Consider the following 23,431-nt stretch of genomic DNA (forward strand, 5'->3'; position numbering starts at 1 on the left):
ACAGCTTCCTCGCCAAACGGCAGCCGACCTTCACCGGAAAGTGAGCACACCGTGTCCGCATTCGTCGTCGATTCCGACGAGCACAAACTACTGCGCGAGAGCGCGGGCAAGATTGCGACCAAGTACGGGCAGGAGTACTTCCTGGAGCGATCGCGCGCGCAGGGCAAGGTCGACGAGCTGTGGGCCGACCTCGGTCAGGCCGGACTACTCGGCATGCATCTGCCCGAGGAATACGGTGGCGGCGGCGCGGGGATGTCGGAGCTGCTGATCGTCATCGAAGAGCTTGCCGCTCATGGTATTCCGCTGCTGCTGACGGTCATCTCCCCCGCGATCTGCGGTTCGATTCTCGCCGCACACGGCTCGGCGGAGATGAAGTCCCACTGGCTGCCCGGTATCGCCGACGGCACCAAGAAGATGGCCTTCGGGCTCACCGAACCGGATGCCGGATCCAACAGCCACAATGTCAGTACCACCGCCCGGCGCGACGGCGAAGGCTGGCTGATCTCGGGTGGCAAATACTTCATCTCGGCGATCGACGAGGCGGACGCGGTCCTCATCATCGCGCGCGATCAGGAATTCGTCGGTAACTCCCGCTCGCCGCTGTCGATGTTCGTGGTGCCCACCGATTCTCCCGGCTTGACGCTGCAGCCGCTGCCGACCGCGGTGGTCTCGCCGGACGGGCAGTTCACCGTATTCCTGGACGAGGTCCGCGTAGGTCCGGAGGCGCTGATCGGCGTGGCGGGCAACGGTTTACGACAGGTCTTCGCCGGGCTGAACCCGGAACGCATTCTGGCAGCGGGCATCAGCAATGGCATCGGCCGCTTCGCGATCACCAAGGCCGTCGCGTATGCCCGCGATCGCCAGGTGTGGAATACGCCTATCGGTGCGCACCAGGGCATTTCGCATCCGCTGGCCGAGGCGCACATCGCCGTCGAGCTCGCCCGGCTGGCGACCTACCGTGCGGCTGAGTTGTTCGATGCCGGACAGCCTGCCGCCGAAGCTGCCAATATCGCCAAGTTCGCCGCCGCGGACGCCTCATTGCAGGCGCTCGATCAATCGATCCAGACCCACGGCGGCAATGGCCTGTCCAAGGAGTACGGCCTGGCCGAACTCTGGTTCTCCGCGCGCCTGCTGAAGACCGCGCCGGTGAGCCGGGAAATGGTCCTCAATTTTGTCGCGCAGACCAGCTTGAAACTGCCCGCGTCCTACTGATTCAGCAAGGGAGACAAGAACAATGCCCGGAGTAACCGATCGTGTCATCGTCGTCACGGGAGCGGGTGGCGGACTCGGCCGCGAGTACGCCCTATTGCTGGCGCGGGAGGGTGCGCTGGTGGTGGTGAACGACCTGGGCGGCGCTCGCGACGGCTCGGGTGCGGGCCATTCGATGGCCGATACCGTCGTCGAGGAGATTCGTGCCGCGGGTGGGACCGCCGTCGCGAACTACGACAGCATCGCGACCGACGAGGGGGCGGCCGCGCTGATCAAAACGGCGGTCGATGCCTTCGGGACCGTGCACGGCGTGGTCAACAACGCCGGCATCCTGCGTGATGGTTCGTTCGCCAAGATGACCACCGAGAACTGGGAATCGGTGCAGCGCGTGCACCTTTGGGGCGCCTACTTCGTCACCCGCGCCGCGTGGCCGTACTTCCGCGAGCAGAATCACGGCCGCGTCGTAATGGCCACCTCGACCAGCGGCCTGTTCGGCAATTTCGGTCAGGCCAACTACGGCGCCGCGAAGCTGGGGCTGGTGGGCCTGATCAACACCCTCGCGATCGAGGGCGCCCGAAACAATATCCTCGCGAATGCCGTTGCGCCGCTGGCGGCTACCCGCATGACCGAGGACATCGCGCCCAAGGAGATGCTCGACAAACTGCCGCCCGCGTACGTCGCCGGAGTTGTCGGCTACCTGATGAGCGACGAATGCTCCGACACCGCAACGGTTGTCGTCGCCGGTGGCGGCCGCGTGCAGCGGGTCGCACAGTTCCAGAACAAGGGCGCGGTCTTCACCACGCCCCCGAGCATCGACGATGTCGCCGCGCAGTGGGGCGAGATCACCGATATGTCGGGCGCGGAGCTCGGCATCAACCCGCTCGGCTGAGCCGGAGGACCTCTCATGACCGAAAACAACTGGGACGCACTGGTTATCGGCGCGGGCGCGGGCGGATTGTTCGCCGCCGCCCGGCTGACGCACCTGGGCTACAAGACGCTGGTCGTCGAGCGACTGGATAAGGTCGGCGGCCGCGCCTCCACCGACGAGATCGACGGCTTCAAGGTCAATAACGGCGCCATCGTGATCGAGCTGGACGGCATCACCGAGGAGACCTTCGACGAGGTCGGCGCCAAATTCGACATCCGCCGCCCGGAACCGCCGATTCTCTACCGCATCGGCGGCAAGGATGTCGACGTCACCGGTGGCGGCTGGGGCTTCCTGCTGTCCAAACTGACACGCCAGGGCGCGAAGCTGGTCAAGGGCCTCGGCGCCGCGCGCAATGACAGCGGTCTGCCCGAAGCCGAATTGTCCACTGCCGAATGGGTTGCCAAGTACACCAAGAACGAGTCGGTGCACGGCATCTTCCGCAATATGTGCGGCTCGGTATTCGCGGTCGGCTCCGAGGAGCTGCCCGCGCGGGTGTTCCTGACGTACTTCACCCGCAAGAGCGCGTTCAAGAAATTCGGTTTCAGCCCCGACGGCACCATCGGGGTGTGGAAGTCGCTGGCCGAGGTCATCGAAAGCAACGGCGGCGCAATCTGGCTCGACAGTGAGGTCACATCGCTGACCTTCACCGACGGCGTGATCAGCGGAGCTGTCATTCAGCGGGCCGGTGAGACCGTGGAGGTCTCCAACCGATTCACGGTCAGCGATATCGGCCCCTTCGCCACCCTCGACCTCGTCGGGAGGGCCAATCTGCCCGCCGACTACATCGAGACCGTGGAGACGGGGAACAAGCCCTGCGGAATGATCTCGGTCAACTTCGCCTCCCAGCGCAAACTGGTGCATTCACCCGGACTGCTCAGCTTCGCCCAGACCCGCCGACTGTGCTACATCGCGAACTTCAGCGAACTCTGCCCCGAGATGTCACCCGAGGGCTGGTACCTCTACCAGGGCACCGCCGTGCCGAAACCCGCCGTCGGCGACTTCGACGAGGAATCGGAAACCCAACTGCTCCTACAGGATCTGCGCGATGAGATCGAAGGCTTCGACGAGGCGCGCATCCTGTCGATCAATGTCACCCGCGACGCCTGGCCACCGCAGCGCGCCGTAGCCGGCTTCGATCTCCCGCACGACACCCCGATCGCCAACCTCTGGAATGTCGGCGACGCGGTCAAGGAATACGCCAATGGCGGCACCACCGCCTGCGCCGAGACGGCGAAGATCGTCGTGGACAAGATCCGTGACGCCTATCCGGTGGCAGTGAAGTGATCTGCTCGCCGCGGTCATAGACCGTGGCGGAACGGTCCGAACGTGAAAGAGCCCCTGGCCCAAATGGGACCAGGGGCTATTTTGCTCAGCGCGACAAACCGCCGCGGCTGATGAGTTGGTTGACGATCACGTTGCGCTGGATTTCGTTTGTGCCCTCGCCGACGATCATCAGTGGTGCGTCGCGGAAGTAGCGTTCTACGTCGTACTCGGTGGAGTAGCCGTAGCCGCCGTGGATGCGCACCGCGTCCAGGGCGATCTCCATGGCCACCTCGGAGGCGAATAGTTTGGCCATACCCGCCTCCATATCGCAGCGTGCGCCGGATTCGAAGCGATCGGCGGCGTGCAGCACCAATTGCCTTGCGGCCGTGAGCTTTGTCGCCATGTTGGCGAGGTAGTTGCCGATCGACTGGTGCTTCCAGATGGGCTTGCCGAAGGACTGCCGATCCTGTGCGTAGCGCAGGGCGTCGTCGAAGGCCGCCTGCGCGACGCCCAGTGCGCGCGAGGCGACTTGGATGCGGCCGGTTTCCAGGCCCTTCATCATCTGCGCGAAACCCTGGCCCTCCGAGCCGCCCAGCACCGAGTCCAGCGGAGTGCGGTAGTCGTCGAAGGACAGTTCGCAGCTCTCGACACCCTTGTAGCCGAGCTTCGGCAGATCCCGGGAGACGGTGAGACCGGGACCGTGCTCGACGAGCAGGATGCTGACACCCTGATGACGCGGCTGTGCCTTCGGATCCGTCTTGCACAGCAGCGCAATCAGTTTCGAATGCCGGGCATTGCTGATCCAGGTCTTGGCGCCGGAGATGACGTACTCCTCGCCCTCGCGGCGGGCTACCGTCGTCATGGCCTGCAGATCGGATCCGCCACCGGGTTCGGTGAGCGCCATGGTCGCCCGGATTTCGCCGGTCGCCATCTTGGGGAGATACCGCTGCTTCTGCTCTTCGGTGCCAAAGGCGAGCAGCAGCTTCGCGACGACGGTGTGACCGCCCATCGCGCCGGCCAGACTCATCCAGCCGCGTGCCAGCTCCTCGGTGACCCCGACATAGCAGGGCATCGAAACCGGCGCTCCACCATAGGATTCCGGTACGGCCAACCCATAGATGCCGAGCTGTTTCATCTGCTCGATGAGCGCCTCGGGGTAGGTGTTGTTCTTCTCGAGATCGTGGACGACCGGCCGGACCTCCCGGTCGACGAATTCCCGTACGGTCTTGACAACGATCTGTTCGTCATCGGAAAGGCTTGACACCGTTGTCCCTCCAGCACCTGGACTATTTACTTTAATATAGATTAAAATCCGTGCCATGCAAAGCAGCGACTGGCAGGCGATCCGCTGCCTGGTGTCGGTTCCCGCGTCCCGGCCGGCACTGATCGCGAAGGCGATGGCGACGAATGCCGACGCGGTGCTGATCGATCTGGAGGATGCCGTCGCACCGGGGGATAAGGACACCGCCCGCCTCGCTCTCGCCGACATCGCCGGTGCGAAGCCGACAGTCGTTCGGGTCAATGCGGCCCGCACTCCGTGGTGTCACCAGGACGTGCTGGCCTGCGCGATGCCGGGTGGACCGGACGCGATCATGCTGCCGAAGGTGGAGCAATCCGGCGACCTCGAATTCCTCGACCGCCTGCTCTCCGGGGCCGAGGCCGCATCCGATCGAACGACTCCGCTGACCGTGCTGGCATTGATCGAGAGCGCAACGGGATTGGCGAATGTGCGGGAGATCGCCAGGGCGTCGAATAGAACGGGCGCACTGGTACTCGGATATGCGGATTTGGGCGCATCTCTCGGCCGCTCGGCAAACCTCGGAGCCTCCCGCTGGCTCTATGCGCAGGAAGCAATGCTGACCGCTGCCAGATCCGCAGGTCTCGCCGCGATCGACGGGCCACACCTCGGCGTCGCTGTCGACGACGAATTCCTTGCAGGCGTCGAGCATTCGGTTGCTCTCGGATTCGACGGCAAATGGGTTATCCATCCGCGCCAGATCGACACCGTCACAGCCGCTTTCACGCCGAGTGCCGCGGCAGTCGATGAGGCGCAGGCCATCATCGACGCCCTCACCGCAGCGCACGAATCGCACCGCGGCGCGGTCACTGTCGGCGGTCGAATGATCGACGAGGCATTGGCTGTTTCGGCTCGCCGACTACTCGCCCGGGCACACTACGGCCGGGCATAGCCGCCCGGGCTACTCGCGTTCCACCGCCTGATCCGGACCGCTACAGGGGCCTGCCGGACTCTTCCGGAGGCGAACTCTGCGAATTGTCCGCGGGCTTGATTTCGATTTGAACTGCTCCCATGCGTACTGTCCGCAAAATCAGAGCGCATGCCGCGAGTATCCCGCCCCGACAAGATTGCTCAATACATCATGCGGGGGTCGAGGTAGTGCTTGAACTCCAGGAGGTTGTTGGACGGGTCCTGGAGGACGAAGCTGCGGTGTTCTTCGGCGGTGCCGGCGAAGCGGGTGAATGTCGGGGCGTGGAAGGGGAGTTTGCGGGTTTCGGCCAGGTGCACCAGGCGGTCGAAATCCTCCTTGCTGCGGAAGGTCACGCCGAAGTGGCGGGGGTACAGGTCGGGTTCGTGCTCGATCTTGTCCGAGAGGTGGCAGACGACCTGGTCGCCGAAGAAATCGAGGGTGATGCGGTCGGGGTAGCGGCGGGCCAGTTTCGCGCCGAGGCCGCGGACGTAGAAATCCTCCGCGGCGTCGAGATCGAGTGCGGGGATGGCCAGGTGGAATGCATCGCGCATCTCACGCATGGGTCTGCTCCTGCGCCACGACGGAATCGAAATCGGTGAGGGTGTCGGCGCGCAGGCCCAGTCGCAGGGTTTCCAGCCCGATTACCTCACCGGTGTGGATATTGCCGAGATTGACCTGCGGCCCGAAACGCTGCAGCAGGTAGATCTGCAAATCCTTGGTCGGGGCCTCGAACATCAACCGGTTCACATCGATTGCGGACTCGGCGATCTCTTCGATCAGCCCGTAGCGCAGTTCGCCGTCGGGGCGGCAGATACCGCTGCGGCCGCTCTCGCGGGCCTCGGCGATGACGAATTGCGCACCCGCGTCGAGATCCTGCTGGATGTACTCGATCCAGCGCGCGGGCGACAAGGTCTCCGAGCGGATGGGATCCTTGAAGCCGACTTCGGCGAGCACCGTGAACTCGTCGGCGAATTGCCGGATGTAGCCGGCCTTCTCCTCATTGGACAGCGGGATGGTGCCGTTGGAGATCTCTACGACGGTGGCGCCCGCGTCACTACAGAGCTTGTACCATTCGTCGACCCGGTCGTTGATCAGGAACTTCTCGAAAAGTGTTCCACCGAAATAGAATTCGACCCCATTGTCGCGGGCGGCGCGGGTCTTTCCGAGAATGCCCGAGGTGGCCAGGCAGGTGCCCCAGCCGAATTTCACATAGTCGATCAGATCGCCGTAGCTCGCCATGATGTCGCGGAAACAGCTGTTCGGAAGTCCCGGGTCGATCACCATCGTGAGGCCGCGCTCGCGCGGTTTGGCGTCCCGGCCGGGCAAGGTCAGGGTGTGGGCGAACATACGACCTCCTTGGAGGAATCGCGGGTGGGCGCCGGCATACGGAATCGTCGGGGAACGAGCACGGACAGATCGGTGCGGAGCATGGGTCGTCCGGTGAGCCACAGACTTCCGGGGATGCGGCGCAGCACCTCGGTGCCGGCCAGCGACAGCGCCACGACTGCGAAATACAGCAGGACGGTCTCCCAGAATCGCCCGATCGTCGATCCGAAGGATACGAAGATGGGCATCAAAATCTCGAGGATCAGGGGATGGATCAGGAAGATGCCGAACGAGCGATCCGCTCCGTAGCGAACGGCGCGGGCCAGCAGGTCATGGTCCTGTCGCTGTGCGGCCCACTGTGTCCCGAGCAGATAGAGGCCCACGGTGACCCCGATGAACCAGACGATTCGCTCCGGCATGAACTCACCGGAGGCCATCCACGGCGGCAGACCGCCCTGCACCAGGCGCTGGTAATCCCATTCGGCCGCAATGGCGGCCAGGACCACGGCTATCGCGATAACCCGGGCATGCCTGCGCAGGAAGGCGTGCACAGTCTCGATATGCCACGCGGCGATGGCGCCGAGCACGGTGAAGAACTGGTACGGAACAACAGTGGCGTACAGGTGCAGCCAGAGCTGCCCGGGAAAACCGGTGGTGAACGGCGGGTACGTGAGCGACCACAGGCAGAGCAATTCCAGTGCGGCACTGACCATCAGCACCCAGCGGTGCCGGCCTTCGGTGCGCCGCAATAGCTTCAGCAGGAGCGGGAACAGCAGGTACACCTGCATCGTGACCAGCAGGAAGTAGAGGTGGTAGTAGGCGGTGCCGAACAGGAGGTCGAGGCCGAGGCGGCTGAGCAGCCAGCCGGGCGTGCCGTAGTTCTGGCCCAAATGAATGGAATAGGCCCAATACACCACCGACCAGGCCACATACGGAATGCCGACCAGCGCGAACCGCCGCGGCCAGAAGTTCTTGGCGCGGAACGAGTCGTTCGCGAATTGGTAGACCAGCACGAACCCGGTCAGCGCGAAGAAGGCGTAGCGGGTGAAGTGCAACAGTGTCATCACACCGTTGGCCGAGACGTTCCCCGGATCGTTCGCCTGGCCGACGACGTGTACCCCGATGACACAGGCGAAGGTGAGGATTCGGAACAGATCGATTTGATGCAGGTAGGGACGCGCCCGCCGGCGACCTGCCTCGGGCACCCGAATTGCCGCGTCGGTGCTCATGTTCCGACCGCATCGTGGGCTTGGATGCGCAGCATATGGCGCCGCACCTTGCCGGTCGCCGCGCGCGGGAAGTCGTCGACGAATCGGATCTCGGCAGGGCACTTGAAACTGGTCAGCTGCCGTGCGCAATGTTCGTGCAGCTGCCGGGCCAATGCTGTGCCGCCGTCGCGCTGGGGCAAGGTCGAGACCACGAAAGCGACTGGTACACTACCGAGAACGGGATCGCTGCGGCCGACCACCACCGCATCGCGCACGCCCGGATCCGCGAGCAGTACCTCTTCGATCTCACGCGGGTACAGCAGTTCGCCGCCGCGATTGATCACATCGTCACTGCGGCCGGTCAGGTACACGAATCCGGCGGCATCGATGCGCCCGAGATCGCCGGTATCCATCCAGCCCTGCGCATCGAAGCGCTCGTGCGCGCGACCGCCGCGATAACCGCTGATCACCCCGGCGCCTCGAATATGCACGTGCCCGATCTGTTCCGGAGGCAGTACCGCGCCGTCCGGGCCCCGAATCTCGAGCTGAACACCCACCGGGCGACCGCACGAACCCAGTGGCGTGGGACCGTCCAACGGCGTGGCGGTGATCTGACTCGCCGCCTCGGTCATCCCGTAGCTCTCGACGATCGGCACGCCGGTGGCTTCGCTGATCCGCTTGCGCACAATGCTGGGCAGCGGCGCGGACGCCGAACGGATGAAACGCAGATCGGTACACGAACTCTCGCTCCCGGTGATATCGCCGCTGAGCACCGACAGGATGGCGGGCACCGCATTGAGCCAGGTGATCCGCTTGTTCGCGAGCAGCTCCCAGAACCCGGAGGCATGGAACCGCTGGTCCAGCACCAGACAGCCACCCGCGGTCAAAGTCGCAAGCAGTGCAACAACTTCGCCGTTGATATGGAACAGCGGCAGGCAGTTGTAGCCACGGTCGTCGTCGGTGAGCCGATGGTGCCGCACCACCGCGCCCGCGACATGCAGCAACTGGTGTTCGGTGAGATGGACGGCCTTCGGTTCCCCGGTCGAGCCGGAGGTCGACAGCAGTACCGAGCCCCGGCGCGCCAGCGATATCGGGCCGGAGCGAACGGGTTCAGCAGTCGGGGAGATGAACAGGGCATCGCAGACCACAGCCAGTTCAGGTCTGGTGCCGACGACCACGACGGGGCGAACGCCGAGCAGTACCCGCAGCAGTTCTCCGATCGGGGCGCGCGGGTCGACCGGGAGGGCGCAGCGCCCGGACGCGATCACCGCTATGAAGACCACGGCGAAGGTCAGCGGGTCGGGTACGTCGACGACCACCACCGCGCCGGGGCCCGCGCCCATGGCGTCGAGGCGTCGAGTCCACTCCGATACCGCGGTGTGTAATTGCCGGTAGGTGACGGTCCGGCCACTGCGCGCATCCTCGAAAATCGCTCTCGAGGCATGAAGCTCGGCGCGCGTGGCGATCATCGTCACGAGTGTGTCTGCGTGCGAAGGGTCCTCGGCTGGATCCTGACACTTGGTCACCGCATCCATTCCTCACATGGTCGTCGCCGAACCTGTGATACCCGTTTCCCGGTTCTGTGAACCTGCTGTGTGCGGTCCGGCGAACCTGCCGTCAACTCGGGCTAGGCGGTCGGCCTGCGGACGGCGGGCACCCGGGCGGGATCGTGCACAAGACCATCGGCACGCAGGTCCGACGCAAGTTGGTCGGCTATCCAGCGATGCCCCGCAGGAGTCGGATGTAACTCGTCCGGCAGCCGTGGAAAGCGCCAACTCGATACCAGTGGATCGAAGACGTACACGCCCGGATCCGCCGATCGCGCGGCGGACACGATGGCGGAGTCGGTGTCCCACACGATTTTCGAGGGGTGGTCACCGGTCGGGAAAACGGTGAGCACGGCGATTGCGGAGGTGGGTGATTCGGCGCGAATGCGTTTGATCAGCTGCACTACACCGGCCTGCACGCGCGCGCAGGGCTGACCGACGTCATTGTGACCGGACTGGATGATCACCAGCGCGGGCTTCAGATGCGGTAGATCCAGTTTCGTCAGCAGGCGGTTGAGCGGGCCGAGCGAATGCGCGCCGCCGACGAGGTAGCCGGCGCCGGAATCGGCACTGACCACTGCTCGCCATCCGATCGAGGTCGCGAGCACCTGGGGCCAGGCCTGGGTGGGTGATGCGGCTCCGGTACCGGCGGAGAACGACGCGCCGACCACCGCGAGCACCGGGAGATTCGCTGCCGCAGCGCTCACCGCGCGTGGGCCCCCGTGCACGAGGGCGACGACTGCGGGCCGCGAACGCGCGTCCTCGTGGTAGGCCACCACCGATGACAACACTACGGAAACCGACAGAACAGCGAAACCGGCAGCGAGCCAGCCCATCAGGGTGCGACGCACGCCGACAGTCTGCGGGACGGGGCCGAGCGGGGTCAAGGAATACCCAGAAGCTGACGCATTATTCGGATTGGCCCGGATTTGTTTCGCGACCGATCAGCAGCGGGTGAGTTTCAGCAGAGCCACGCCGTGCGCGGGGATGTCGTGGCCTGTTACGCGGTCGGTGGTGGTGCCGCCGGTGTGCGCCCACAGATCGCGTACCTGATAGCACTGCCCGGACTGCAGGCCCAGTGCGGCAAGCGTGGTTTCGACTGTGGTCGTGATGCCGCCGCGGTTGATCAGGGCTACCGCGAGCGCGCCGTCGGCCAGTGGTTTGGTCAGGACCCGATCCTCGCCCGGCAGCGGAGTGGCCTGCGCGACGAGTGCGTCTTGATCGATCGCGATGACCTCGGTGTTGGTCAGCAGCGCACGCGTTTGCTCGCTCATGGTGCGGACATCATTGCCTGCGAGCAGCGGTGCGGCGAGCATTGCCCACAGCGAAAAATGGGCGCGCTGCTCATCGGGTGTGAGGCCTTCTTGCAGATCACCCAGCTGTGCAATCGCTTCCGGCGTGAGCGGCACGCCCGAAGCGAGCTGCCGCGACTGGTCCGGGGTGAGCTTGTCCGGCAGGGCGAAGTCGGGAACATTACTGAGCTGGACGCCGAAGAATCGGGCGATCGGGACACCGACCACCAGCATGTCCGGATCGTTCCAGTAGCCGGGCCGGCTGCGAACGGCCAGCGGGGCAGCGGCGTGCAGTTGATCGATGATGCCGAGATACGAGCTGGTCGAGTAGCCGTACGTCTGAACCGTGAAGAAGGTGTTCTGCCACAGCGGAATCAGATCGCCGTTATTGCGGGTCATATCGGCGACCGCGGACCAGTCGTAGCCGGCATCCGCCGCCGGATTCGCCGAGCTGTGCGGATTGATGCTGTAGATGATGTGCCGCCCACTCGCCCGCAGGGCATCACGCATGGCGGTGAAGGCGCGCACCTGATCGCCGAGGTCCGCATCATCGCGGCACCAGTCGTACTTCAGGAAGTCCACACCCCACGCCGCGAAGGTGCGGGCATCAGCGACCTCATGCCCCAGTGAGGCATTCCGCGTGGTCTGCCCGCAGACCTGGTTGTACGGACTGGAATACAACCCGAGGTACATGCCGCGGTCATGCGCATACTGCGCCAGCGCGGCGATCCCGCCCGGGAACCGGCCCGGATCGGCTCGCAGATTCCCCTCGGTATCTCGCGTCGGCGCGGCCCACCCCGCATCGAGATTCACATACCGATATCCCGCATCCCGCATCCCGGACGCCACCATCGCATCGATGGTCGCCCGAATATTCCTGTCGGACAATGAGATTCCGGAATTCCACGAATTCCACCCCATCGGCGGCACCGCCCGGTACGCCACCGCGGGCGCGGCTCGCACGGGCGTCGGAATCACACCCGCATCCGCGCTGAGGGCAGTCGCCATGCACGCGGCCGCGACCAACGCGATAGCCCGGTCCCGGATACGCACGCTCGATATTCCCTTCGGTCGTGCAGATCCGGTGTCCCCGGCGGAGGTAGCGTACTGCCACCCGTGCCGACCGAACATCGGCGCTGGTCAGGCGCGGTGGCGATCAGTAGGCGGCGCGTATCGGCGGTCTGCGAAGTCTTCACACGACCCCTGGCGATCGAGTTGAGCTCCGTCGTAGTGACCGTTGGGGAGCACGGTAGCGAAGGCGGCCGACGAAGGGTGGGTAGCCGAGACTGCGCTGTTTGGCCGGGGGATCGAACTCGCCGTTATGCGCGGTGCCCTGTCGGATATGAGTCGATGCCGTAGGTTTGCTGATAGACGGTTCGTACCATGCTTTTGGGCGTGAGGAGGCGCGTTGGCGCGGGTCGGCGGGGACCTGGGTGCGGCGGGAATCGCAGGCGCATCGATGCGTGTTGTGGGTGCCGACTTTTCGCTGTCTGCTACGCAATTGCGGTGGTGGGTGGCGCAGCAGCTTTATCCGGATGTGCCGAATACCGTGGCTATGTATCTGGAGTTGCGGGGGCCGCTCGAGGTGGGGTTGCTGGGGGAGTGTGCGGGGCGGGCTGCACGGGAGTTGCAGTCGCCGTTGGTGCGGTTTCGGGTTGTTGCGGGGTATCCGCGGCAGTATCTGGACTTCGGGGCGTTCGGGCCGGTGGGGTTCGAGGATCTGAGCGGCTGTTCCGACCCGAGTGCGGTTGCGCGGGAGGCGATGGATCGCGACTACGGGTCGCCGCTGGATTTGCTTACCGATCGGTTGACGGTGGCCACTGTGTTCCGGGTCGGGCCGGACGTCAATCTGCTGTATCTGCGTAGCCATCACATTGTGCTCGATGGCATGGGTGCGGCCGGGGTGCTGCGCCGAACGGCCGAATTGTATGCCGCTGCAACGGGTTCGCCCATCGGATCGAATGGCGCATCGCGAGGGCCGATGACGATCGCTGAGCTGCTGGAGGAGGAGCGGGCCTACTCCGACTCCGCGCGAGCGCAATCCGATGGTGAGTACTGGGTGGAGCAATTGGCGGGGATCGGCGAGCCTGCGCGGTTGGCGGGTGTGCAGCCGGCGGGGCTGCGACCGCACCGGGTGGGGGCGACATTGCCGACGCAGACCGCGGACCGCCTGACCGTGGTGCGGCAGCGATTCGGGCATATGTTCCCGGAGTTGACGATCGCGGCCTTCGGTTGCTATCTGGCCGCGATGACGGGTGCGGACGAGGTGCTGCTGTCATTGCCGGTGGCGGCGCGGCCGAGTGCGGCGCTGCGGCAGTCGGGTGGATCGGTGTCGAATGTGGTTCCCTTGCGGCTGAGTGGATTCGGCGTTGCCACGGCGGGGAAGATGGTTGCGCAGGTGCGGGCGCGGGTGGTGGGGGCGCTGCGGCATCAGCGGTACCGGTACGAGGACATGCAGCGTGGGCTCGGCGAAAACCATACTGTGCGAGGTGGTTTCGGGCCTGTGGTGAATATGCTCCGGTTCGTCGAAACTCCGCGCGTGGGACCGCTCAGTGCGGAGATGCGGCTGCTGGCACTCGGGCCGGTGGAGGATCTGCTGGTCAACGGCTATCAGATCGGGCCCGACGATCGGTCGATCGTCATCGATATGCAGGCCAACTCGCGGATGTACTCGGCCGAGGCGCTGGCCCGCCATCATCGGCAGTTTCTGGCGTACCTCGACGACTTCCTTGCCGACCTGGAGCAGCCGGTGCGCGCCCTGAGCTCGTATCGCGCGCTGCCCGTCGCTTCGGCTGCGCGTACGGACCGATTGCTGCCAGATCTGCTGCGCGGGAGGGTGATCGGCAGCGACAGGGTTGCGGTACAGGATGGTGCGCGCACCCGGACCTATCGTGAGCTGGACGAGATGTCGTCGCAGTGGGCACGCGAACTGATCGAATCAGGTGTGGGACCAGGCGCATTCGTGCTGCTGGCGGTGCCGCGATCGGCCGAATCGGTGCTCGCCGTGTGGGCCGTGGCGAAGACCGGAGCCGCCTTCGTTCCGGTCGATCCTGCTGATCCGGCACAGCGATTGGCCACCGTCGCAGCCGATTCCGGCGCGCGACGGGGTATGACCGTGACCGCCGCACGTGACAGCCTCCCCCCGAGCCCAGGCTGGCTGGTGCTGGACGATCCGGACACCCTCGCGCGGGTCCGTCAGCACTCCGGTGCGCCGATCCAGGATTCCGAACGGACACGGCCGCTACTCCCCGAGCATCCGGCCTATCTCATCTACACCTCGGGCACGACCGGTACACCGAAGGGCGTGGCGGTCACCCATCGTGGGCTCGGGCCGCTCACCGACCACATCGTCGAACGCTATGGTGTGGATCAGGATTCACGCATCCTGCACGCACACGCCCCGTCGTTCGACGCGCATCTACTGGAGCTGCTGGCCGCTTTCGCGGGTGGAGCCCGGCTGGTCGTCGAACCACCGTCGGTGGTGGCCGGACCCGAATTGGCCGGCCTATTGCAAGGGGCCGCGATCACCCACTTCCTCACCACCCCGGCGGTACTGGCGACGCTCACTCCCGACCAGGTACCGGGTTTGCGGGTCGTAGTGGTCGGCGGCGAAGCCTGTCCTGCCGAACTGGTGCGGCGCTGGGCACCGAATCTGGGGTTGTTCAATGGCTACGGACCCACCGAAACCACCGTCATGGCAACACAATCCGAAGCATTGACCGCAGACGGTCCGGTGCCGATCGGTGCACCACTGCCCGGGGTCCGGGCGCTGGTCCTGGACGACCGGCTGCGATCCGCCGCGCGCTGTGGAACCGGTGAGCTGTATCTGGGTGGTCCCGGCGTCGCGGAAGGTTACCGCGGCCGCCCGGGCGCCACGGCCCAGCGTTTTGTCGCGGATCCATTCGGGAAGGGCGAAAGGATCTATCGCACAGGTGATCTGGTGCGCTCGGCAGTGGATGGCAGTCTGGAATTCCGCGCCCGGGTCGACGACCAGTTGAGTGTGCGCGGGCGTCGCGCGGAGCCCGCCGAGGTGGAGGCCGCGCTGACGGCGCTGCCGGAGGTATCGCACGCCGTCGTCACCGCCCACGAGGGTGCCGGCGGAACCCGATTGATCGGCTATATCGTTGCCGTGCAGGGGATTCAGCTGGATCGCTCCGCTCTCACCCGTCGGCTGCGTGAGCTTCTGCCGTCCGCTCTGGTGCCCGCCCAGCTGGTCGAGCTCGACCAGCTGCCGGTCACCGCGCACGGCAAAATCGATCGCGCCGCACTGCCCGCCCCGGTGCCCGCGCAGCGCCCCTATCGCGCTCCCGAGTCCGATCTGGAATGCCTGGTCGCCGACCACTTCACCGCGATCACCGGAGCCGCACGCGCGGGCCTCGACGACGACTTCTTCGAATTGGGCGGCAATTCACTGCTGGGCGTGGCACTTTCGGCCCAACTCGCCGCCGCCACCGGTCTGCCGGTCACGGTCCGCTGGCTCTACACCGCCCCCACGGTGCGGGAACTCGCCGATCGCCTGGCCGGTCACGATGGCAGCACCGCGACCGACGACGCCCTGGGCGTAGTACTCGCCCTGCACCGCAACGGATTCCGCGCCCCGCTGTTCTGTGTTCATTCGGCCGTCCCGCTGGCCTGGTGCTACGCAGGTCTGGCGCGACACCTCATGGACCGTCCCGTGTACGGCTTGCAGGCATTGACTTTGACGGGTGAGCCGCGCTCGGACGTCACCATCGACGACCTCGCAGACGGATACGTCGCCGAAATCCTCCGCGTACAACCGCACGGCCCCTATCACCTGCTGGGCTGGTCGCTGGGCGGGCAGATCGCGCACGCCATCGCCGTCCGCCTGCGCGAGCGCGACGCCACCGTCGCGACGCTGGTCATGCTCGACAGCATCGTCTTCCCCGATGACATGCCGCCGCCACCGGTCCCGCGCATGCGCGATCTGCTCACCCACCTGCTCGGCGACGAACCCGAGGACGGCGATGCGCTGCCGGACCTCACGGCGGACGAGGCTGCCGACGAATTAGCCGCCGCGGCAGCGTCTTTCGGTACCGGCCTCACAGCCGAGCAGCTCACCCGCCTGCATCGCGGCTACGTCGACGGCGTGCGCCTGTCCCACGGCTATCGCCCCGATGTCTTCGACGGTGACCTGCTGTACTTCTCGGCCACCCGCGGTGTCACCGAATCATTCGGGGCGGATATGTGGCGCCCGTACATCTCCCGCGCGCTCATCGAGCATCCCGTCGCCGCCACCCACGCCCAGTTGACCAACGCCGACGCCGTCGCGGTCATCGGCCCACTGCTCGCCGCCCATCTCGCGCGCGAGGACGCCGGATGAGCATCGGCGTCAACTGGTGCAATGTGTACGGGGATCCGCAGCGCTGGGAAGGGCAGGGCCCGGCGGCCGCGACGCTGGTGCGATGGGTGGACGATCACCTGCTGAAACCGCATGCCGGACTGGGCCGTCCGGGCCCGGTGTGCCCGTTCATGCGGCATACGACCACTCGGCAGCTGCTCTGGGCCGGCGCGGTCGCCGGCACGGACTGGTCGCCGGAGGGCATGCAGGAGGTAATGGACGACGCATTCGAGGTGTACGCGCGACTGCGGCGGGAAAACCCCATGGACTCCGGGGGTTTGACGCTTGTCACCCTCTTCCCGGAGCTGACCCGCTATGAGCTGATCGATGCCGTGCACCGGGCTCGTAAAACGCAGGTTGTCGCAGAAGGCTTGATGCTCGGCCAGTTCTATCCGGGCTGCACCGTCCCGGGACTGTGGAACAGCGACTTCCATCCCCTCGATGCCCCGGTACCGATGCTGGTGCTCCGCCCGATGATGAGCACCGACTTCCCGTTCCTGGTCGCCCGGACCGAGTGGCTCTACGCGTACTTCACGCGATTCGCACCGGACCTGCCGGGCCGGCTGCGCTGGGCGATTGCCGAGCGAATGCGAGTGGTCGGCCCGGAAGCGAGCGAGATCACCTCACTGCGCATGCATTCCGCAGGCGAACACGCGCGGTGATGACGGAAAACCGGCCTCTTACGGGGGATACTCCAATAATGCGTCGGCTATCGATTTGCCTTGCCACCCTGACCGCCGTATTAGCTGGACTAATGCCAGCAGTATCGGCCGCCGATCCTGGTGCCGGTTCGGCGATACTCGACGTCCGCCCACTGGGTGGCAGGCAGTACGAGGTCGACGTCTATTCACCGGCCATGAACAGGACGATCCCGGTGTGGATTTCGCACCCGGACGGCCCCGCTCCCGCGCTGTATCTGCTCAATGCCGTCGATGGCGGCGAGACCGGCGGCCCGTGGACGAATCGCACCGATGCCGCGCAGTTCTTCGCGGACAAGCAGGTCAATGTGATTCAGCCGATCGGCGGTCGCGCCTCCTTCTATACCGACTGGGCGGCCGATGATCCGGTGCTCGGCCGCAATAAGTGGTCCACCTTCCTCATCGACGAGTTGCCCGCGGCACTGTCGGGTCGTTTCGGCCTGACCGGCCGCAATGCGGTTGCGGGAACATCGATGTCGGCAACCTCCGCCCTGGATCTGGCGATCGAAGCGCCCGGCATGTATCAGGCGGTCGGCGCCTTCAGCGGCTGCTCGGGCACCAGTGACCCGCTCTCTGCCGCCGTCGTACGCTCCGAGCTGCAGCTGTTCGGCGCGAACGCCGACAATATGTGGGGCGGACCCGGCGCCCCGGCCTGGGCGGCGCACGATGCGGTGCTCAATGCCGACCGGCTGCGCGGTGTGGCGCTCTACATTTCGGCGGGCAATGGTCTCCCCGGTGTGCACGACACCCTCTCCGACCCGTCGATCGGCGGCGATGCCGGCCGGTTGGCCGACCGCCTCGCGGTGGGCGGCAGCATGGAATCGGTGGTGCACGGCTGCGCGGCCGCCCTGGCAGGCCGGCTCGCCTCGCTCGGCATCCCGGCCACCGCGGTCTTCCGCAACGGCACCCATGCCTGGCCCTACTGGCAGGACGACCTGCACGACTCCTGGCCGGTATTCGCCGCCGCCCTCGGCGTCTAGCCACAGCCGTCCGGGGGTCGCAGGCGGGGATGACGTCGGTCGCTCGTGCGGCTGGAAGGTCGTAGGCTGGTTGATGAAGCAGCAAGATCATCGATGCCGGGGTGGGCGGTGCGAGCCAACGGACTCCCGGAGGCAACAGGAGGAAGCATGGCACTCGGATCAGTTTTGGGACAGGCTGCGCGCGGCATGAACGGTGTGATCGTCAAGCTGATCGACGCGCCCGTGATCGGGCCGCTGCTGGGCCGCGGTTTTGTGGTCATCAGCTACGTCGGCCGGCGCTCCGGCAAGACCTTCAGCACCCCGGTCAACTACTGGCGATCGGGTGACACGCTCACCATCGGTGTCGCCATGGCGGATTCGAAGTCGTGGTGGCGCAATTTCCTCGGCGAGGGCGGCCCGATCTCCTTGCACCTCAACGGTTCCGACCGCACCGGGCACGCGATCGCCAATCGCGACGACAAGGGCCGGGTAACGGTGAAAGTGAAGCTGGACGCCGCGAACTGATTCAGTGGGTCGTGCTCACTGCCGAACTCGGCTCGCCAGGAAGTCGTTGAGGGCCGCCCACATCTGCGGATTGAGCTGGGTGTGGGTGCCGGTGCCGACGACGCTCCGGAAGTCGACGCCATTGCCGGCGAACTGGGCAACCAGGGCGGCGTGCAGCGGCGAGGGCACACTGGTGTCGGTGGCATTGAGCAGCAAGAGGATCGGCCTGTTGTAGCCATTGGTCGGCACGGCCATATAGCTGTCCACCGCCCCGAGCAGCGGGCCGTCGGAGAGCGGCCTGCTCAGCAGTTGGCCGATGCCCAGATCGCTGAGGGTGGCATTGATCTGCGGCTGGCACATGGTCCCGATCCGATCGAGCACGGAATGACCCAGCAGCGTCAGATAACTGTCGACGGTGGCGTCGGGACGTGCGGCGCGCAGCCCGGCCAGAATGTCGGTGAGGTAGCCGACCGTTTCGGCGGTGCCGGGTATAGCCGGAGTGCTGGGCCCGGCGATCGCGAGCGCCTTCTCTACATCGGATTCGGGATCGATGGCGATGGTGCCGCGGAAGTCGAGATCGGGTGAGTAGGTAGCTTGCAGGTGGCTGGTGCTCAAGGCGGCCTGGCCGCCCTGCGAGAGCCCGAGTACCGCCCAGGTCCCCGAGAGCTCGGGGCGGGCGGCTCGGGCCGCGCGCACCATATCGATGGTGGCGGTCGCCTCGCTCTGCAGTTCCAGGTACGGATGCGGCCCGGTGTCGTACAACCCGAGCCCGAGATAGTCGGGAGCCACCACCGCGTACCCCTGGGAGACCAGGGATCGCATGATGGTGTCCTCGTCGGCGATGAAGTGGTCGTACGGCGCGGTGCTCGGATCGGATTTACCGCCGCACCCCATGCCCAGACCGGTGGTTCCGTGATCGAATGCGACTATCGGCCAACCACTTTCGGGCGCCGGTCCGGCCGGGACGAACAGTGCGCCGCTGGCCTGCTTCGGTGCGCCGTCGGAACCGGCCATCCAGTATCGGACAACCGATCCGCCGGGGATCCCATGGAAGCCATCGGATTGCGATTCGGCCGAGATCAATGTCCCGGGCGGATCCGCGGCCGCCGGCCCGGCATCGAAGGCGACGGCCATACTCGCCGACGCGGTGGCCGCGACCACGGCGCCGGTCCATTTGCGAAGCCCGCGCATCGAAGACCCTCCTGAATCGCCAGGCGCAACCGTGCAGTATTTGCTGACTATTCGCCAACCCTGTCGGCATTGCAAGGTGACCCGGCACACCGGAGGTCGCTCGGCAGGTCGGCTCGGCCTCAGAAGAGCCGGAAGCCCGCTCCGGCGCCGCCGTGCTGATCGATACTGGTCAGGACATTGCCGATGCCCGTGGAGAGGTCGGGCTCGTGCACGGGGTCGGCGGGGTTGGTGCAGGAGGGCATCTGCAGCACCACGCTGCCGAGGTCCAGTAATTGCCCGGCGATGACCATGCCGACCAGTCGGTCGCCTACCAGTACCGGCGCTCCCGAGTCGCCGTGATCGGCGCACACATGACTGCTGAATCCCTCCGGCAGCGTCTGCCAGACCGGGCCGCAGGTGAACCCGGTGGTGCGCCCGTTCTTGCACACCGTCTCCAAAAGTCCCGGCGGCGAACCGATTCCATTCACCACGCTCTGCGTGATCTGCCGCACCGGAACGACCTTGTCCGGATCGAGCTCGATGACCGCCCAGTCCCAATAGTCGTCGACCTCGGCAACCCTGCCGATGACACCGGTGCGCACCGACCCCTCCGACCACACCGAGGCGCCGACATCGCCGCAGTGTCCGGCGGTCACCGCGACCAGTCGATTTCCGCCGTCGAATCCGATGGCGGTCACCGTGCACAGTGCGTAGAGCTGGGGATCTTCGGTGCTGATGGCGATACCGGAGCCACCGCCCAGCACGGCGGGACCGTCTGCCGCGGCCGTCCCGGGTGTCAGCCCGAGGGCGAAAATCGAAGCGGCGGAGATCAATCCGATACTGGTCAGGATTCTGCCGAGCGCCAACATGTCGAACCTCCCGTAGGGGAAGTCGTGCGGATGGGCTGGAACCGAACAAGTCAAACACACCGATCGGCCTCTTTTGTGGCGAATGTCGGTTTCATGCCGATGAGCGGCCCGTCTGTTCGAGCGGGTGGGTGTTGGACGCCGATATTTCGGAGGGCGGAAGTGCTGAGCGCAAGTTGTGCGGGGCTCCTGCGGTCGCACTTAGTGTGATCGGAAAGGCACCCGAGACGAGGGTTGTGAATTGCCATGACATTTGAGACAACTGCTCTGCCGCGCAGCGCGGTAATGCATATCGGTCAGGTACGGCATCGGAACGGTGAACACGGGCCGGGGTATCTGCATCGCGGCGACCAGATGGACGTCGGTGTACTGCGACTGCGACCCGGCGATTCGACCGTGAACCATTTCCATTTGCGGCTGGACGAGATATTCCTGGTACTCGAGGGATCGGCCGCAATGTGGCTCGGTACTCGCCAACGGGTCGAGATCGAGGTGGGCGAGAGTTATTTTTCGCCCGCCGGTGAATATCACTACTTCCGCAATGAGGGCACGGGCTTGTTTCGTGCGCTGTTCGTGAAGTCGCCGTTCGATCCGTCGGATACCAATGAGGTGCCGTGGTCGCCGGAGGATGGGCCATTGTCGGAAGCACAATTGCAGGCGCATCGCAGCCGGGTGGCCTGGGAAAGAGAAGATCCAGCAGCAGACCGGGCAGTCTCCTGACCTTCGGCTCATGGATGGTACGGTTCCGTCCCGCGGAGGGTGGCCGTGCGAAGGGGGGTCTTCATGAGCGAAAGGACACTGTCACGTGCAGGTCGTTGTGCGTGCGCTGCGGGTACTCAGTGCGCTGAGTACCAAAGGCGGAGGAGTTACATTGCAGGAACTCCACGAGGATCTGGACATCCCGGTCGGGAGTCTGCATCGCGTGCTGTCCATCCTCATGCAGGAGAACTTCATCACCCGGTCTCCCGCGAACAAGCGGTATTTCATCGGCCCGGCCGCGCGCCGGCTGGGGGAAGCGGCCTCGCGGCAGACCCAATTACTGATCACCCCGCACCGCGCGGTCGTCAAGGCCGCGCAGGTCAGCGGGGAGACAATCTTCTTGACCGAACTGATCGGAGCGCGCGCGGTCTGTGTGGCGCTCGTGGAGGGTCGTCATCCGCTGCGCCTGTTCGTGCGGATCGGACAGGACATGCCCCTGCACGCCGCGGCGTCCAGCCGTGCGCTGCTAGCCTATCTGCCCACCGCCGACGCGCGAAAGCTGTTGCAGGCGTATCCACTTGACGCATTCACCCCGGAGACGCCGACCACGGTCGATGAGGTGATCGAACACCTCGAGGTGGTCCGCGAGCGCGGCTACGACATCTGCGATGATGAACTCGATCGTGGCGTCTGGGCGGTGTCCGCGCCGGTCTTCGCCTCCACCGGATCGGCCGCGGCAAGCGTGACCCTGGCCGCGGCCGGGGGCCGGATCCAAGATCCGGCCGCCCGCGAAGCGGCCGTGCAGACGGTGCTGGCCGCCGCGCGTGAGATGTCCACCGAGCTCGGATTCGCCGGCGAGGACGTCGTGGACCCGGACGAATGACCTCGCTGGAGGGTGTGACGCTGGGTAATGTTCGCCTGCTCGGCGGCCCGCCCGCCGATCTTGTGCTCCGCGACGGACGCATTGCCGCGATCCGGGAGCCCACGGCCGCCGCGGGCCGGATCGACTGCGCAGGGCTGGTTGCCCTGCCTGCCTTCGTAGACCTGCACACGCACCTGCGAGAACCCGGCGGCGAGGATGCCGAGACCATCGCCTCCGGTACCCGTGCCGCCGCTTACGGCGGATTCTCGGACGTCTTCGCCATGGCCAACTGTGATCCGGTGACCGACACGCCCGGCCGCATCCGGTATGTGCTCGACACCGCGGCGCGCACCGCTACCGCGCGGGTACACGCGGTGGGCGCCATCACCACCGGATTGGCGGGCGAACAGCTTGCGCCCCTGCGCGATATGGCCGCCGCCGGCGCGCGCATGTTCTCCGACGACGGCAGGTGTGTCGACAATCCGGCACTGGTGCGGGCCGCGCTCGTCGCCGCCCGCGAGACCGGCACGGTGATCGCGCAGCACGCCCAGTGCCGGCACCTGGTCGGGGACGGTCAGATCAATGCCGGGTACGCGGCCGAGCACACCGGATTCCCGGGCTGGCCGGGTGTCGGCGAGGAGACCGTTGTCGCGCGCGATGTGGTGCTCGCCGCGGATACCGGTGCGCCACTGCATATCTGCCACGTTTCGACCGCGCGCACGGTCGCGGTCGTCCGGTGGGCCAAGGCGCAGGGCTGGCCGGTCACGGCCGAGGTCACCCCGCACCATCTGCTGCTCACCGACCGGCAGGCCGCCACCGCGGACACCGTGTACAAGGTCAACCCGCCACTGCGGTCGGCGGAGGATGTGGCCGCTGTGCGCGTCGCGCTACTGGACGGCACCATCGACGCGGTCGCGACCGATCATGCGCCGCACACCGCCGCACGCAAGGCCGCCGACTGGTGTGGTGCTGCCTTCGGCATGACCGGGCTGGAGACCGCCCTCGCCGTTGTCGCCGAGGTGTTCGGGAACGAGCCGGACTGGGCGCTGATCGCACAGCGCATGTCGCACAACCCCGCTCGGATCGGTGGCATCGGCGCATTCGCCGGCCGGCCATTGCGGGCCGGCGAGCCCGCCACTTTCACTCTCATCGATACCGCGGCGAATTGGACCGTTGATCCCGCCCTGGGCATCAGCCGTTCGCACAACAGCCCGATGCGCGGCCTGCGATTCCGGCATCGGCCGGTCGCCACCGTCGTCGACGGCCACCTCACGGCGAATCTGCTGCCGCACTTGCCGCCGGTCTAGCGCGAAAGCGGTATCTCACTGCGCAAC

The 23,431-nt window shown here is 66.0% G+C and carries 20 protein-coding genes; 11 read left to right on the forward strand and 9 right to left on the reverse strand.

What is annotated here, in order from left to right; translation table 11 throughout:
* The first annotated feature begins 51 nt into the window (after nt 1–51).
* From JWN03_RS04925 to JWN03_RS04935, 3 genes are read left to right on the forward strand one after another with little or no spacing between them, the layout of a single operon-like run.
* The gene (locus JWN03_RS04925) at nt 52–1,212 is read left to right on the forward strand and encodes an acyl-CoA dehydrogenase family protein (protein ID WP_297610337.1); all 1,161 of its coding nucleotides are present in this window, start codon (nt 52–54) and stop codon (nt 1,210–1,212) included.
* 22 nt (nt 1,213–1,234) lie between these two features.
* Entirely contained in the window at nt 1,235–2,098 is an 864-nt protein-coding gene (locus JWN03_RS04930) for an SDR family oxidoreductase (RefSeq protein ID WP_297610341.1), read from the forward strand.
* 15 nt (nt 2,099–2,113) lie between these two features.
* Nucleotides 2,114–3,421 (forward strand): phytoene desaturase family protein, encoded by a 1,308-nt coding sequence (locus tag JWN03_RS04935; protein ID WP_297610343.1) that lies wholly within the window; start codon nt 2,114–2,116, stop codon nt 3,419–3,421.
* Between the two features lie 85 nt (nt 3,422–3,506).
* Here JWN03_RS04935 and JWN03_RS04940 read toward each other — a convergent pair whose 3' ends face one another.
* Nucleotides 3,507–4,664 carry an acyl-CoA dehydrogenase family protein gene (locus JWN03_RS04940; RefSeq protein WP_297610346.1) on the reverse strand — a complete coding sequence of 386 codons (1,158 nt, stop codon included), beginning with the start codon at nt 4,662–4,664 and terminating at the stop codon, nt 3,507–3,509.
* Between the two features lie 55 nt (nt 4,665–4,719).
* On the opposite strand from JWN03_RS04940, the gene JWN03_RS04945 reads away from it, so the two are divergent.
* Nucleotides 4,720–5,589 carry an HpcH/HpaI aldolase/citrate lyase family protein gene (locus tag JWN03_RS04945; protein WP_297610349.1) on the forward strand — a complete coding sequence of 290 codons (870 nt, stop codon included), beginning with the start codon at nt 4,720–4,722 and terminating at the stop codon, nt 5,587–5,589.
* A 179-nt stretch (nt 5,590–5,768) separates the two neighbouring features.
* On the opposite strand, the gene JWN03_RS04950 is transcribed toward JWN03_RS04945, so the two are convergent.
* From JWN03_RS04950 to JWN03_RS04975, 6 genes are all read right to left on the reverse strand, one after another.
* On the reverse strand, nt 5,769–6,167 hold the full coding sequence (locus JWN03_RS04950) for a VOC family protein (protein ID WP_297610351.1): 399 nt from the start codon (nt 6,165–6,167) through the stop codon (nt 5,769–5,771).
* Complete coding sequence (locus JWN03_RS04955) at nt 6,160–6,954, reverse strand: phosphosulfolactate synthase (RefSeq protein ID WP_297610354.1); 795 nt, start codon at nt 6,952–6,954, stop codon at nt 6,160–6,162. The genes JWN03_RS04950 and JWN03_RS04955 overlap by 8 nt, the downstream gene beginning before the upstream one ends.
* Nucleotides 6,936–8,162 carry an acyltransferase gene (locus tag JWN03_RS04960; RefSeq protein ID WP_297610356.1) on the reverse strand — a complete coding sequence of 409 codons (1,227 nt, stop codon included), beginning with the start codon at nt 8,160–8,162 and terminating at the stop codon, nt 6,936–6,938. The genes JWN03_RS04955 and JWN03_RS04960 overlap by 19 nt, the downstream gene beginning before the upstream one ends.
* The gene (locus JWN03_RS04965) at nt 8,159–9,610 is read right to left on the reverse strand and encodes a class I adenylate-forming enzyme family protein (RefSeq protein WP_297610359.1); all 1,452 of its coding nucleotides are present in this window, start codon (nt 9,608–9,610) and stop codon (nt 8,159–8,161) included. The genes JWN03_RS04960 and JWN03_RS04965 overlap by 4 nt, the downstream gene beginning before the upstream one ends.
* 158 nt (nt 9,611–9,768) lie before the next feature.
* Nucleotides 9,769–10,539 (reverse strand): SGNH/GDSL hydrolase family protein, encoded by a 771-nt coding sequence (locus JWN03_RS04970; RefSeq protein WP_297610362.1) that lies wholly within the window; start codon nt 10,537–10,539, stop codon nt 9,769–9,771.
* Nucleotides 10,540–10,632: 93 nt separating this feature from the next.
* Entirely contained in the window at nt 10,633–12,033 is a 1,401-nt protein-coding gene (locus JWN03_RS04975; RefSeq protein ID WP_297610365.1) for a glycoside hydrolase family 27 protein, read from the reverse strand.
* Nucleotides 12,034–12,439: 406 nt separating this feature from the next.
* On the opposite strand from JWN03_RS04975, the gene JWN03_RS04980 reads away from it, so the two are divergent.
* The 4 genes from JWN03_RS04980 to JWN03_RS04995 all read left to right on the forward strand — a co-directional run bounded on the left by JWN03_RS04980 (nt 12,440) and on the right by JWN03_RS04995 (nt 18,521).
* Nucleotides 12,440–16,321, forward strand: coding sequence for an amino acid adenylation domain-containing protein (locus JWN03_RS04980; protein ID WP_297610368.1), 3,882 nt, complete (start codon nt 12,440–12,442; stop codon nt 16,319–16,321).
* Entirely contained in the window at nt 16,318–17,001 is a 684-nt protein-coding gene (locus JWN03_RS04985; RefSeq protein WP_297610371.1) for a DUF6875 domain-containing protein, read from the forward strand. Before JWN03_RS04980 ends, JWN03_RS04985 begins: the two co-directional genes overlap by 4 nt.
* Before the next feature lie 92 nt (nt 17,002–17,093).
* The gene (locus JWN03_RS04990; RefSeq protein WP_297610374.1) at nt 17,094–18,017 is read left to right on the forward strand and encodes an alpha/beta hydrolase; all 924 of its coding nucleotides are present in this window, start codon (nt 17,094–17,096) and stop codon (nt 18,015–18,017) included.
* 147 nt (nt 18,018–18,164) lie between these two features.
* Nucleotides 18,165–18,521, forward strand: a complete 357-nt coding sequence (locus JWN03_RS04995; protein ID WP_297610377.1) for a hypothetical protein — start codon at nt 18,165–18,167, stop codon at nt 18,519–18,521.
* Nucleotides 18,522–18,536: 15 nt separating this feature from the next.
* Here the strand turns inward: JWN03_RS04995 and JWN03_RS05000 are convergent, their stop codons facing one another.
* A complete protein-coding gene (locus tag JWN03_RS05000) occupies nt 18,537–19,691 on the reverse strand; it encodes a lipase family protein (RefSeq protein ID WP_297610378.1) in 1,155 nt (384 codons plus the stop codon).
* 119 nt (nt 19,692–19,810) lie between these two features.
* The gene (locus JWN03_RS05005; RefSeq protein ID WP_297610380.1) at nt 19,811–20,539 is read right to left on the reverse strand and encodes a S1 family peptidase; all 729 of its coding nucleotides are present in this window, start codon (nt 20,537–20,539) and stop codon (nt 19,811–19,813) included.
* Between the two features lie 243 nt (nt 20,540–20,782).
* Here JWN03_RS05005 and JWN03_RS05010 point away from each other — a divergent pair, with 243 nt between their 5' ends.
* The 3 genes from JWN03_RS05010 to JWN03_RS05020 all read left to right on the forward strand — a co-directional run bounded on the left by JWN03_RS05010 (nt 20,783) and on the right by JWN03_RS05020 (nt 23,404).
* A complete protein-coding gene (locus tag JWN03_RS05010) occupies nt 20,783–21,256 on the forward strand; it encodes a cupin domain-containing protein (protein WP_297610382.1) in 474 nt (157 codons plus the stop codon).
* Nucleotides 21,257–21,341: 85 nt separating this feature from the next.
* Nucleotides 21,342–22,118 (forward strand): IclR family transcriptional regulator, encoded by a 777-nt coding sequence (locus tag JWN03_RS05015; RefSeq protein WP_297610384.1) that lies wholly within the window; start codon nt 21,342–21,344, stop codon nt 22,116–22,118.
* A complete protein-coding gene (locus JWN03_RS05020) occupies nt 22,115–23,404 on the forward strand; it encodes a dihydroorotase (protein ID WP_297610386.1) in 1,290 nt (429 codons plus the stop codon). Before JWN03_RS05015 ends, JWN03_RS05020 begins: the two co-directional genes overlap by 4 nt.
* Nucleotides 23,405–23,431 lie beyond the last annotated feature (27 nt).

Origin of the sequence: Nocardia sp. (assembly GCF_025465275.1) — a bacterium.
GTDB lineage: Bacteria > Actinomycetota > Actinomycetes > Mycobacteriales > Mycobacteriaceae > Nocardia.

Excerpts from the sequence above, each read along its gene's own strand:
- JWN03_RS04935 (WP_297610343.1), top strand. The coding sequence starts at position 2,114 with ATGACCGAAAACAACTGGGACGCACTGGTTATCGGCGCGGGCGCGGGC.
- JWN03_RS05005 (WP_297610380.1), bottom strand. The coding sequence starts at position 20,539 with ATGTTGGCGCTCGGCAGAATCCTGACCAGTATCGGATTGATCTCCGCC.
- JWN03_RS05010 (WP_297610382.1), top strand. The coding sequence starts at position 20,783 with ATGACATTTGAGACAACTGCTCTGCCGCGCAGCGCGGTAATGCATATC.
- JWN03_RS04960 (WP_297610356.1), bottom strand. The coding sequence starts at position 8,162 with ATGAGCACCGACGCGGCAATTCGGGTGCCCGAGGCAGGTCGCCGGCGG.
- JWN03_RS05000 (WP_297610378.1), bottom strand. The coding sequence starts at position 19,691 with ATGCGCGGGCTTCGCAAATGGACCGGCGCCGTGGTCGCGGCCACCGCG.
- JWN03_RS04955 (WP_297610354.1), bottom strand. The coding sequence starts at position 6,954 with ATGTTCGCCCACACCCTGACCTTGCCCGGCCGGGACGCCAAACCGCGC.
- JWN03_RS04945 (WP_297610349.1), top strand. The coding sequence starts at position 4,720 with ATGCAAAGCAGCGACTGGCAGGCGATCCGCTGCCTGGTGTCGGTTCCC.
- JWN03_RS04990 (WP_297610374.1), top strand. The coding sequence starts at position 17,094 with ATGCCAGCAGTATCGGCCGCCGATCCTGGTGCCGGTTCGGCGATACTC.
- JWN03_RS04965 (WP_297610359.1), bottom strand. The coding sequence starts at position 9,610 with ATGATCGCCACGCGCGCCGAGCTTCATGCCTCGAGAGCGATTTTCGAG.
- JWN03_RS04980 (WP_297610368.1), top strand. The coding sequence starts at position 12,440 with ATGCGTGTTGTGGGTGCCGACTTTTCGCTGTCTGCTACGCAATTGCGG.
- JWN03_RS04995 (WP_297610377.1), top strand. The coding sequence starts at position 18,165 with ATGGCACTCGGATCAGTTTTGGGACAGGCTGCGCGCGGCATGAACGGT.
- JWN03_RS05020 (WP_297610386.1), top strand. The coding sequence starts at position 22,115 with ATGACCTCGCTGGAGGGTGTGACGCTGGGTAATGTTCGCCTGCTCGGC.
- JWN03_RS04985 (WP_297610371.1), top strand. The coding sequence starts at position 16,318 with ATGAGCATCGGCGTCAACTGGTGCAATGTGTACGGGGATCCGCAGCGC.
- JWN03_RS04950 (WP_297610351.1), bottom strand. The coding sequence starts at position 6,167 with ATGCGTGAGATGCGCGATGCATTCCACCTGGCCATCCCCGCACTCGAT.
- JWN03_RS04930 (WP_297610341.1), top strand. The coding sequence starts at position 1,235 with ATGCCCGGAGTAACCGATCGTGTCATCGTCGTCACGGGAGCGGGTGGC.